The organism is Microbacterium sp. (genome assembly GCF_035277845.1).
GTDB lineage: Bacteria > Actinomycetota > Actinomycetes > Actinomycetales > Microbacteriaceae > Microbacterium.
In genome coordinates, this window is sequence record NZ_DATEJS010000030.1 from 1 (window position 1) to 9,018 (window position 9,018).

At 72.1% G+C, this 9,018-nt stretch carries 10 protein-coding genes; 6 read left to right on the top strand and 4 right to left on the bottom strand.

Going from position 1 to position 9,018, the window contains the following annotated elements:
• Positions 1–375 (top strand): D-alanyl-D-alanine carboxypeptidase family protein (locus VJR25_RS00960; RefSeq protein WP_324111583.1); only part of this gene is annotated, 375 nt, incomplete at its 5' end.
• Between the two features lie 13 nt (positions 376–388).
• Here VJR25_RS00960 and VJR25_RS00965 read toward each other — a convergent pair.
• Positions 389–1,513: a lactonase family protein gene (locus VJR25_RS00965; RefSeq protein ID WP_324111586.1), complete on the bottom strand. Its 1,125-nt coding sequence runs from the start codon at positions 1,511–1,513 to the stop codon at positions 389–391.
• Between the two features lie 165 nt (positions 1,514–1,678).
• Here VJR25_RS00965 and VJR25_RS00970 point away from each other — a divergent pair, with 165 nt between their 5' ends.
• A complete protein-coding gene (locus VJR25_RS00970; protein ID WP_324111588.1) occupies positions 1,679–2,425 on the top strand; it encodes a response regulator transcription factor in 747 nt (248 codons plus the stop codon).
• On the top strand, positions 2,422–3,576 hold the full coding sequence (locus tag VJR25_RS00975) for a HAMP domain-containing sensor histidine kinase (RefSeq protein WP_324111589.1): 1,155 nt from the start codon (positions 2,422–2,424) through the stop codon (positions 3,574–3,576). The genes VJR25_RS00970 and VJR25_RS00975 overlap by 4 nt, the downstream gene beginning before the upstream one ends.
• A gap of 7 nt (positions 3,577–3,583) precedes the next feature.
• On the opposite strand, the gene VJR25_RS00980 is transcribed toward VJR25_RS00975, so the two are convergent.
• Entirely contained in the window at positions 3,584–4,519 is a 936-nt protein-coding gene (locus VJR25_RS00980) for a S1C family serine protease (protein WP_324111591.1), read from the bottom strand.
• Positions 4,520–4,631: 112 nt separating this feature from the next.
• Between VJR25_RS00980 and VJR25_RS00985 the strand changes: the two genes are divergently transcribed.
• Positions 4,632–4,997 (top strand): UBP-type zinc finger domain-containing protein, encoded by a 366-nt coding sequence (locus tag VJR25_RS00985; protein ID WP_324111593.1) that lies wholly within the window; start codon positions 4,632–4,634, stop codon positions 4,995–4,997.
• 58 nt (positions 4,998–5,055) lie between these two features.
• Here VJR25_RS00985 and VJR25_RS00990 read toward each other — a convergent pair whose 3' ends face one another.
• Positions 5,056–6,522, bottom strand: coding sequence for an amino acid permease (locus tag VJR25_RS00990; RefSeq protein ID WP_324111595.1), 1,467 nt, complete (start codon positions 6,520–6,522; stop codon positions 5,056–5,058).
• Between the two features lie 121 nt (positions 6,523–6,643).
• On the opposite strand from VJR25_RS00990, the gene VJR25_RS00995 reads away from it, so the two are divergent.
• Both VJR25_RS00995 and VJR25_RS01000 read left to right on the top strand, forming a co-directional pair.
• Positions 6,644–7,837 (top strand): amidohydrolase, encoded by a 1,194-nt coding sequence (locus VJR25_RS00995; protein ID WP_324111597.1) that lies wholly within the window; start codon positions 6,644–6,646, stop codon positions 7,835–7,837.
• 55 nt (positions 7,838–7,892) lie between these two features.
• Positions 7,893–8,561 carry a GntR family transcriptional regulator gene (locus tag VJR25_RS01000; protein ID WP_324111599.1) on the top strand — a complete coding sequence of 223 codons (669 nt, stop codon included), beginning with the start codon at positions 7,893–7,895 and terminating at the stop codon, positions 8,559–8,561.
• 25 nt (positions 8,562–8,586) lie between these two features.
• On the opposite strand, the gene VJR25_RS01005 is transcribed toward VJR25_RS01000, so the two are convergent.
• A partial coding sequence (locus VJR25_RS01005; RefSeq protein ID WP_324111601.1) for a patatin-like phospholipase family protein occupies positions 8,587–9,018 on the bottom strand: 432 nt, incomplete at its 5' end.

Below are 9,018 nucleotides of genomic sequence, written 5' to 3' on the forward strand. Positions count from 1 at the left end.
GCCCTGCTCGCCGCGGTGCGCCGCGCGGCGACGGCCGCGGCGGCATCCGGCATCCGCTTCCAGGTCAACAGCGGCTGGCGCTCGCCGAGACTGCAGGAGTGGATGCTGCAGCAGGCGATCGCCGAGTACGGCTCGAAGGCCGCGGCCGAGCGGTGGGTGGCGACACCGGAGGCCTCCGAGCACGTGAAGGGCGAGGCCATCGACCTCGGGCCGGATTCGGCCGACGAATGGCTGACCCGGCACGGCGCCGCGTACGGCGTGTGCCGGATCTACGCCAACGAACCGTGGCACTACGAACTGCGGCCGCGGGCCGTGACGGACGGATGCCCGGCGATGTACGCCGATCCGTCGCACGACCCGCGGCTGCAGCAGTGATCCGCGGGGGTCGTCAGCGGGCGACGATGCCCTCGCCGCCGGCGGCATCCGGCACGAGCACCGAGCCGATCGCGCTGAGCGAGCCGTCGCTGCCGACGTGGAACTCGTCGACCATTCCGGCGACGCCGGTCTGCACGTACAGCGAGCCGCCGTCCGCGCTGACCGCGGCATCCACCGTTCCGGCGTGCGTCGAGGTGACGCCGACGGAGGTCAGCGAGCCGTCCGCGCCGATGCGGTATCCGCTCAGGGTGCCGCTGCCGGCGTTCGACGCGTAGACGTACGAGCCGTCGACGACGATCCAGCAGGTGGCCGCCTGCCCGGTCGCGACCGTGGCGAGCGTGGTCAGTCGTCCGTCCGCCCCGACGGCGAACGTGGCGACCGAGTTGGTGCCCGCCTCGCTGGCGACGAGGTGCCCGGCGGCGTCGAACTGGAACCCGAACGGAACGGCTCCCGGCACCGGGGTGACGACGGGCGCCGCCGACAGGCCGGCCGGCGTCGCGGCGAACACGTCGAACGAGCTCGTGTTCCCCTTGGTCGAGATGACGAGTTTCGTCCCGTCCGGCGTGAACGCGATCTGCGCGGGCGTGTGCGTGAACTCGGGTGCCGCGTTCGGGTCGAGTCCGAGCGCGCGGTGCCACGACGGGACGGCGATGAGGTACCCGCCCAGGTTCAGGTAGCCCTGGATGGAGCCGCCGTCGCGCGCGTTGAGCACGAACACGCGGTTGTCGTGGGTGGCGATGCTCACCGGGGCGTCCCCGCGGGTGCCGACGATCTGGCGGCGCACCAGGTGGTCGCCGACGATCGCGAACGAGGTGAGGGTGTCGCTGCCGCCGTTGACGGCGAAGAGCGTCGCGCCCATGCGGGCGAGCGAGCTCTGCGAGGCGAGGTGGTCGGCGACCGACCCCGTGAGCTGCAGGCCGTCGCCGCCCGTGGCGTAGGTGCCGGCCTGGCGGAGCGTGCCGTCGGCGAGCCGGTCGTACGCGACGACGGTGTTGCCGGCGAGGGCGTCCGTCTGCACGAACACGGCTCCGGTCGTGCTGCCGTCGTCTCGGGTGGCGGCGTTGGCCGCGGTCGCGCTCGCCCCGAACAGTGCGGCGGCGGCCAGCGCGGCGGCGCCGGCACGGTATCTGATCTTCATGGTGGTTCCCTCCGTGGGAGTGGTCAGGGATGATGCGGGATCCACGGTCGCACCGCGCGGGCGGCAGGGGAACGGCGATCCGCTTACCGACCGATGACGTCCGGTGTCACGGATTCGTAAGGGATGTCCGGACGCGGGGGAGGCCGCCCGACCTATCCTGAGCGCATGGCGAAAGGGCAGGTCGGTGGGGCATCCGACGTCGCAGCGGATGCCGGCGCGCTCGCCGATCGCCGCATCCTGCTCGTGGAGGACGACGAGACCGTGCGCGAAGTGGTGCGCACCTACCTCGACGCGGCCGGGTACATCGTCGACGAGGTCGCCGACGGATTCGCCGCCATGGCGCTCATCGACGACCGCCCGCCCGACCTCATCGTGATGGATCGCATGCTGCCCGGCATCGACGGGATCGAGGTGTGCCGGCGCATCCGCGCGCAGCACGACATCCCGGTCGTCATGCTCACCGCGCTCGGCGCCACCGACGACCGGATCGACGGCCTCGAAGCCGGTGCCGACGACTACGTCACCAAGCCCTTCTCGCCGCGCGAGCTGGTGCTGCGCGTGGGCACGGTGCTGCGGCGCAGCCTCGCCGAGTACGCGCCCGAGGCGCCGTTCGACCTGGGCGAGTTCACGCTGCATCCGTCGGCGCGCTTCGTGCTGCGACGGGGGACGCCGCTGACCCTCTCGGCGCGCGAGTTCGACCTGTTCGCGTTCCTGCTGAAGCATCCGCAGCGCGCCTTCACCCGGGAGGAGCTGCTCGAATCGGTGTGGGGCTGGCGGTACGGGGATCTGTCGACCGTGACCGTGACGATGCGCCGGCTGCGGGAGAAGGTCGAGGAGGATCCCGCGCACCCGAGCATCCTGCAGACCGTGTGGGGCGTCGGATACCGGCTCGACGTCGGAGCGGCGACATGATCCGGCCGGGCGATCTCGCCGCGATCGTCGGGGTGGCGCTCGCCTGCGCGCTGCTCGTCGGCGCCGTCGGGCTGCTCGCGCTGCGATTGGCCCGGCGTCGGTCGATCCTGCTGCAGGTCTCGATCGTGGTGCTCACCGGAACGATCGCGACCGCGGTCGGGATGGCGGCGGTCGCGCGGGCGATGTTCCTCTCGCCGCACGACCTGCTCGTCAGTCTGTGGGTGGCGGGGGTGGCGGCCGTCGTGTCGCTCGGCGTCGCGGTGGTGCTCGCGGCGACCTTCGTGCGGCAGGCGCGACGGGTGCGCAGCATCGCCGAGGCGCTCGGGGCCGGCGGGGCGGTCGTGCCGCCTGACGCCTCCACCTCGGAGCTCGCGGCAGTCGCGGAGGAGCTCGCCCGCACGAGCCGGCGGCTCGAGGATGCCCGGTCGGAGGTCGCCACGCTGGATGCGTCGCGGCGCGAGCTCATCGCGTGGATCTCGCACGACCTGCGCACGCCCCTCGCCGGGCTGCGGGCCATGGCCGAGGCGCTCGAGGACGGCCTGGCCGACGACCCGCAGCGCTTCCACCGGCAGATGCGCCTGCAGGTGGACCACCTGTCGGACCTCGTCGACGACCTGTTCGAGCTGTCCAAGATCCAGTCCGGCCGGCTGGTGCTGACGTTCGAGGCGGTGTCGCTGCACGACCTCGTCAGCGACGCCGTGGCCGAACTGCGCACCCTCGCCGAGTCCCGCGACGTGACGATCCGGGAGTCCCCGAGCCCGGACGTCTTCGTGCGGGGGGATGCCCGCGAGCTCGGCCGCGTCGTCGGGAACCTGCTGATGAACGCGATCCAGTACTCGCCCCCGGGACGGTCGGTCTCGGTGACGACGGAGCAGGATGCCGAGGGGCGTGCCGTGCTCAGCGTCGTCGACGAGGGCGGCGGCATCCCCGCGGAGGACCTCGAGAACGTGTTCCGCGCGGGCTGGCGGGCGGCGGCATCCCGCACCCCGCGCTCCGCCGCGGACCGGGTCGTCTGGGGACGGTCGAGCGGAGCGGGACTCGGACTCGCGATCGCGCACGGGATCGTCGTGGCGCACGACGGTGAGATCCGCGCCCGCAACGTCGGCGGCGGATCCCGGTTCGATGTGATCCTGCCCGGCGTTCCGGCCTGAGGGCGGGTCAGGGGACGCGCAGCTCTTCGGGCTCCACGACGACGTCGACGAGAGCGCCGTTGCGCCACACCGTCATCTCCATGCGGCGGCCGATCGCCCCTTCCACCATGGCGCGCTGCACGCCGGTCGGGTCGAGGATCGGGATGCCGTCGAGCGAGATGACCACATCCCCGGGGTGCGCTCCCGCGCGTGCGGCCGGGCTCCCGGCGACCACCGACGACACCTGCATGCCGGCGGGCGAACCCACCTTCGCGGCGGCGGCGGGACTCAGCGGCACTTTCGCTCCCGCGATGCCCAGCCACGCGCGGCGCACCCGCCCGGTCAGGCGCAGAGAGTCGATGATGGCGCGCGTCGTCTCGTTGATCGGCACGGCGAGCCCGAGGCCCATGCCGGCGACGGCGGTGCTGACGCCCACCATGCGGGCGGCGCTGTCCGCGAGCACGCCGCCGCTGTTGCCCGGATTGAGCGCGGCGTCGGTCTGGATCACCTCGTCGATGGTGCGTCCGGAGCGCGTCGGCAGCGACCGGCCGAGGCCCGACACGATGCCCGCGGTCACGCTGCCGGCAAGGCCCAGCGGGTTGCCGACGGCGACGACGAGCTGACCGACCTGCAGCCGTGCGGCGTCACCCAGCGGCACCGGCGGGGGAGTGGGGTCGTCCGCCCGCAGCACCGCGAGGTCCGACAGCAGGTCGGCGCCGACCACGTGGGCCGCGGTCGAGGTGCCGTCCGAGAAGGCGAGTTCGATCCCGGACGCGTCGCCGACCACGTGGGCGCTCGTGAGCAGGTGGCCGTCGGTCGTGATCACCGAGGCGCTGCCGGCGCCGTCGCCGCGCCGCGTGCGCACCGTCACCGCGGCGACCGACGGGAGCACGGTTCGCGTGACGCGCATGACGGTGGCCGAATACGCATCCAGGGCGTCCGGATCCGGCGTGCTCTCGCTCACGCACTCAGTCTGCGCCGGCCGCGGCGGCCGGGACGCGAGTTCGCTGACGGCGCACGGCTGCCGCCGATCCGGGGCCGCCGCGGCGCCGGGCCCACCGGCATAGAGTGTGCGCATGGCCGACGACGTCCGTGACATCCCGCTGAGCGATGTGCCGCCCCCGTCCGGCACCGGATGCGCCGAATGCGAGGCGGCCGGGGGCTGGTGGTTCCATCTGCGCCGCTGCGTGGAATGCGGTCACGTCGGATGCTGTGACGACTCGCTCGAAAGGCACGCCCGCTGGCACTTCGAGCAGACGGGCCACCGGTTCATCCGCAGCTTGGAGCCCGGCGAGGCGTGGTTCTGGGACTTCGTCACCGACAAGGCGGTGCGGGGCGTCCCGCTGCCGCCGCCCGATCACCGTCCCGTCGAGCAGACGGCTCCGGGTCCTGCGGACCGCGTGCCGGCGGACTGGCAGGAGCAGCTCGGGCGTGGGCGCTGACGGATCATCGTCCGGCGCGTCGAGGATGCCGTGGTGGGGATCGAGCGGTCCGCTCCGGTCAGGCGTCCGCGTTCCCGGCACTCCGGCTCGCGGCATCCTCTGCACGTCGGGGGCTGCCCGGTGCGAGCAGCGAGTGCCGCTTCGAGTACGCGAAATACACGATGAGCCCCAGCACGAACCAGACCGCGAACCGCACCCACGTCTCCCAGTGCAGGTATGAGATGAGCCAGATCGACGCGATCACGCCGATCGCCGGCACCACGGGCATGAGCGGCAGTCGGAACGCGCGGGGGATCTCCGGATGCCGGTACCGCAGCACGATCACGGACGCGCACACCACGACGAACGCGAGCAGGATGCCGATGTTCGTGAGCTCGGCGACGGTCGCGATCGGGATCACGCCCGCGAGGATCGCGGACGCGATGCCGACGATCCACGTGACGCGGCTCGGCACGCCGTGCTTGCGGCTCGTCTGGGCGAACCACGCGGGCATCAGTCCGTCGCGGCTCATCGAGAACCAGATGCGCGTGACACCCAGCATGAAGGTGAGCAGCACCGTGATGATGCCGATGATGGCGCCCACCGCGATGATGTTCGCCGCGCCGTTCAAGCCGACCGACGCGAACGCCGACGCGAAGCCGCTCTTCGGATCGATGTGGCGGTAGTTCTGCATGCCGGTGAGCACCAGGGTCGCGAGCACATACAGCACCATCGCGATCGCGAGCGACAGCAGGATGGCCTTCGGCATGTGCTTGCGGGCATCCTTCGACTCCTCGGCAGCGGTCGACATCGCGTCGTAGCCGAAGACCGCGAAGAACACCGTCGCGGCCCCGGTCATCACCCCGCTGAACCCGAACGGGAAGTACGGGTGGTAGTTCGCACTGTCGATGTGGAACACGCCCAGCACGATGATCAGCACCACGATGAGCACCTTGATGCCGACCGTCACGAACTCGAACCGCGCGGCGTTCCGGATGCCGCGGGTGAGCACGAACGCCGTGAGCAGGCACAGCAGCACCGCGAAGACGTCGACCACGCGGCCGGGACCCGTGCCGACGGCGCCCAGCATCCAGTTCGGCAGGTCCACGCCGAACTGCTGGACGAGGAACCCGATGTACCCGGAGATGCCGATCGCCACCACCGCGACGATCGCCGTGTACTCGAGCAGCAGGTCCCAGCCGATGAACCAGCCGACGAACTCGCCGAGCACCGCGTACCCGTAGGTGTACGCGGATCCCGCCTTGGGGATCATGCCGGCGAACTCCGCGTACGAGAGCGCGGCCGCGGCGCTCGCGATGCCGGCGACGAGGAACGAGATCAGCACGGCGGGGCCGGCGGTCTGATTGGCGACTTCGCCTGCGAGTGTGAAGATGCCGGCTCCGATGATGCCGCCCACGCCGATCGCCGTCAGCTGCCACAGACCGAGCTCCCGCCTCAGTCCGCTCGTGCTCGTCTCGTCTTCGATCTGGTCGATGGGCTTGCGACGGAAGATGCCGTCGGACCCTCTGCTGCTCGCTTCGCTCATGTGCGATGACCTCCCTGGGCGTCCTGGTCGTCACGGTACGCCGGGCGGCTCCCGCGCACAGGTGCGTGAGCGCTTCCTCATGGACGGCGCGAAGGATGCAGGTTGGTATACCATTTGTCGAGTGACTGCTACGTGGATTCTTCGCAACGTCCGGCCGCTCGGGGCCGCGGCATCCGACATCGTCATCATGGGGGAGTCGATCGGCGCGGTCGTGCCCGCCGGCACCGCGACGGCCGCGGATGCGCCGGTCGTCGACGGCAGGGGCCTGCTGGCGCTGCCCGGCTTCATCAACGCGCACGCGCACGTCGACAAGTCCTGGTGGGACCAGCCGTGGGTGTCCTACGGCGGGGTGCCGTCGACCCAGGGCCGCATCGAGCACGAGCGGGCTCACCGCGACGAGCTGCAGATCCCGTCGGTGGGCGGGGTGGAGAAGATCCTCCGCCAGTTCCTCCGCCACGGCACCACCGCGACCCGGTCGCACGTCGACGTCGACCTCGGTCTCGGACTGCGCGGGGTGGAGGACGTGCTCGAGGCCGGCCGCAACCTCGGCGGCGCGATCGAGATCGAGATCGTCGCCTTCCCGCAGGACGGCGTCATCCGCCGCCCCGGCGTCGTGAAGCTGCTCGAGGAGGCGGCCTCGATGGGCGTGAAGAACATCGGCGGGCTCGACCCGGCCGGCATCGACCGCGACCCGGTGGCGCAGCTGGACGCCCTCTTCGACATCGTCGACCGCACCGGCGTCGGCCTCGACATCCACCTGCACGACGGCGGCGAGCTCGGCAAGTTCCAGATCGAGCTCATCGCCGACCGCACCCTGGCCGTCGGCGCGCAGGGCCGTGTGAACGTCGCCCACGGCTTCGCCCTCGGCGAGATCTCCGACCGCGAGCAGCAGGAGCTGCTGCCGCGCCTCGCCGAGGCCGGCATCTCGTGGACGACGGTCGCGCCGGTGCGGACGGCACCCCTGCCCTGGCGCACGATGCGCGAGAGCGGGATGGGTCTGGGCCTCGGCACCGACGGCATCCGCGACCTGTGGAACCCGTTCGGCGACGGCGACCTGCTGAGCGTCGCGCTGACCTTCGCGCGCCTGCACGGCATGCGCACCGACGACGACCTCGCCCGCGCGGTGTCGCTGGCATCCACCGAGGCCGCGCCGTTCGTGCACCGCGACCAGCACGACCTCACCGCGGGCTCGCGCGCCGACATCGTGCTCGTCGACGCGCAGAACGTCCCCGACGCCCTGGTGCTCGGCCCGCGCCGCGAGACCGTGGTGGCCGGCGGACGCGTGGTCGTGGAGGATGCCCAGGTCGTCATCTGACGATCGTGCCGGAGGCGCCGCACCCCGGTTACCGTGGGAGCGGACGGGAGACACCATGGACATCGAGGCAATCGACCTGACCCTCAGCACGGCGCGCGGGGACGCCGTCTACCGCGACATCTGGGAGGCGATCGTCGATGGCCGGTTCATGCCGGGCAGCCGGCTCAAGGAGCGCGATCTCTCGGATCTGTTCGAGGTGTCCCGCATCCCGGTGCGCCAGGCGCTGCAGCGGCTGGAGGCCGAGGGCTTCGTGGTCACCCTGCCCAACCGCGGAGCGCGGGTCGCGGACGTCTCACGCGCCGACATCGACGAGCTGTTCGACGCGAGGCTGTGCGTGGAGCCCTTCGCGGCGCGGCGTGCGGCGATGCGTGTGGCATCCGGGGTCGCCTCGCTCGACAAGCTCGCCGACGCGCTCCAGCGCAGCGTCGAGCCGGGCACCGACGACCTGCCCGGGGTCGGCACGCTCGAGTTCCATGCCGAGGTCGTGCGCCTGTCCGGCAACTCGATCCTGATGCGGGCGCTCGGGCCGATGCTCGGGCGCATGGAGTGGGTGTTCCGCCTCACCCGGGCCACGCGCGAGACCGAGCACGCCGAGGAGCACCGGCAGATGTTCCGGGCGATCGCAACCGGCAACGCCGAGCTCGCCGGCGCCCAGACGCACGCGCACATCGAGCTGGCCCGTGGGCCGGTGACCGAGGCGCTCGCGGCGCAGCTCGGCTGGTAGTCCCGCCGGGCGGCGCGGCGCCGACTCAGGCCGGGATCGATCGCCCGTCGCGCTCACCCAGGGCGAACGATTCGGGCTGGCCGGCGGCATCCAGCCGGCGCTGACCCGCGCCGAGCACGCGCAGATCGCTCGGCAGCACGGTGACGACCTCGGCGCCGCCCGCCCGCAGCATCCGGACGTGGTCCTCCAGCGGCGGCCGCGGGTTCGGCACGATGATCGTCACCCGGTCGTACCCCGCGGCGAGGTCCGCGCTCGTCGTGTCGGCGACGCCGGCATCGAAGTACGCGGAACCGCCGATCGGCACGGCGCCCACGAGGGCCGGGATCGCGGTGCTCGCCGCCACAGCCCGGGCGAGCGGCACTCCGGCATCCCGGTCGAACACGTGCCGGATGCCGGTGCGCCCGTCGATCGCGACGATCCGGAGCGGGCTGGGCCACGTCGCGCGGCCCAGCTGATC

Excerpts from the sequence above, each read along its gene's own strand:
- VJR25_RS01000 (WP_324111599.1), top strand. The coding sequence starts at position 7,893 with ATGGACATCGAGGCAATCGACCTGACCCTCAGCACGGCGCGCGGGGAC.
- VJR25_RS00975 (WP_324111589.1), top strand. The coding sequence starts at position 2,422 with ATGATCCGGCCGGGCGATCTCGCCGCGATCGTCGGGGTGGCGCTCGCC.
- VJR25_RS00985 (WP_324111593.1), top strand. The coding sequence starts at position 4,632 with ATGGCCGACGACGTCCGTGACATCCCGCTGAGCGATGTGCCGCCCCCG.
- VJR25_RS00990 (WP_324111595.1), bottom strand. The coding sequence starts at position 6,522 with ATGAGCGAAGCGAGCAGCAGAGGGTCCGACGGCATCTTCCGTCGCAAG.
- VJR25_RS00970 (WP_324111588.1), top strand. The coding sequence starts at position 1,679 with ATGGCGAAAGGGCAGGTCGGTGGGGCATCCGACGTCGCAGCGGATGCC.
- VJR25_RS00965 (WP_324111586.1), bottom strand. The coding sequence starts at position 1,513 with ATGAAGATCAGATACCGTGCCGGCGCCGCCGCGCTGGCCGCCGCCGCA.